Source organism: Streptomyces sp. KLMMK, assembly GCF_036961605.1.
Taxonomy (GTDB): Bacteria; Actinomycetota; Actinomycetes; order Streptomycetales; family Streptomycetaceae; genus Streptomyces; species Streptomyces telluris.
The window spans coordinates 1-1,589 of record NZ_JBAMDC010000709.1 but is presented as its reverse complement, the minus strand read 5'-3'; the positions used below and the strand labels follow the sequence as shown (position 1 = coordinate 1,589).

The 1,589-nt window shown below is 75.5% G+C and carries 2 protein-coding genes; both read left to right on the top strand.

What is annotated here, in order from left to right; all coding sequences use genetic code 11:
* Positions 1-971, top strand: a 971-nt coding sequence (locus V7793_RS37345) for an SDR family oxidoreductase (RefSeq protein WP_336014154.1), incomplete at its 5' end; no start/stop codon positions are given.
* Positions 968-1,582, top strand: a complete 615-nt coding sequence (locus V7793_RS37340; protein ID WP_336014152.1) for a DUF6230 family protein — start codon at positions 968-970, stop codon at positions 1,580-1,582. The genes V7793_RS37345 and V7793_RS37340, both read left to right, overlap by 4 nt.
* Positions 1,583-1,589: the final 7 nt, after the last annotated feature.

Sequence of the window (1,589 nt, the reverse complement as noted above, 5' to 3'; positions counted from 1 at the left end):
CCGAACTGGCCCGGGCACGCGAGCTGCTGACCGCCGTGCCGGTGGACCTGACCCGGCCCGGCCTGGGGCTGGAGCCCGCGGCCCACGACCGGCTCGCCGGGGAGGCCGAGGCCGTCTGGCACTGCGCCGCGGCCCTGTCCCTGATGAGCACCGTGGACACGCTCACGCCCGTCAACGTCACCGGCACCCGCCACCTCACCGAGCTCGCCGACCGCGCCCCGGCGGGCACCCCGTTCCTGTACGTCAGCACCGCCTACGTCGCCGGCGACGACGCCCCGGCCGGCACGGACTCGCCGCTGGGCGAGGCCGTCACGGGCTACGAACGGACCAAGCAGCAGGCCGAGGCCGTCGTCCAGGAGTGGGCCGGCCGGCGGCGGCGCACGGCCCTCGTCCTGCGCCCGAGCCTGCTGGCCACCGACCGGCCCGTGCCCGAAGGCGCCGCCCGGCAGCCCCTGTCCGTCCTCGGCGCGGGCCTGCGCGACCTCGTCGGGCAGGCCCCGCCGCTGCTGCGGGGCGTCCTGCTGCGCAGACGCACCGGCGTGCCGCGCATGCGCCTGAGGCTGGTGGCCGACTCCGCCTCCCGCCTGAACATCGTCCCGGTCGAGTACGCCGTCGACGCCATGCTCCGTCTCGCGCGCCTGCCGCACCCGCCCGGCGTCACGGCCTATCCGGTGGTCCACCCCGTGGACACGCCCGCACCGGTGCTGGTCGCGGCCGTCGGCGAGCTGCTGCCCGGCGTCGAGCTGGTGCTCCGGCCCTCGGTCGACCGCCCCAACCTCGTGGAACAGCAGGTCAACCCGGTACTGGAGAACTTCTTCGGGCGCGGCTGGCGCAGCCGGGCCGGCGACGGGACCCCGCTGCACGACGCGCTGCCCGGCCTGCCACCGCCCGCCCCCGTCGACGGCGCCTACCTCCGCGCCGCCCTGGACGTCCGCATCCCCCTGCACAGCCGACAGGAAGGCCCACCGTGAGCGAGGACAACCGCAGGCCCTTTGAAGGCAGGACGGCGTGGAGGAAGGCGGCGGTCCTCGCCGTTCCGGCGCTGGCGGCCGTCGCGGTGATGGCGGTCGGGATGGCGGAGGGCGTCCTGGCGTCGTCGTTCGCCGTGTCCGGCTCGGCCTTCCAGGTGTCGTCGGGCAAGCTGTCGAGCAACGGCCTCGCGTCCTTCGTCGAGGTCGACCGCTCCGCGGACGGCGAGGGCCGGCCGGTGGCGCTGCTGGGCATCGGGGACGCCACGCTCTCCGACATCTGCCAGTCCGCGCAGGTCCCGACGCCGCTGGGGCCGGTGGTGTTCAAGCTGACGGCCGGCGGGAAGGCCGGCACCGTCCATGCGAGCAACCTGGTCCTCGACAGCGAGGACCTGACCGGCGACGCCTCCTTCGGCCGGGTGGAGATCGGCCGGGACGCCTCCACGCTGGACACCGTGCCCGGAGTGCGGGGCAATCCCGGCCAGTTCGGGCTGCAGGCCGCGGAGGTCTCGGTGACCGGGGTGCGCTCCCACGCCCGCTCCGCCACCGGGGGCGACTTCAAGCTCAAGGGGCTCGCGCTGAACGTGAGCCTGGACGGAAAGGCGTGCTTCTGATCCCCCG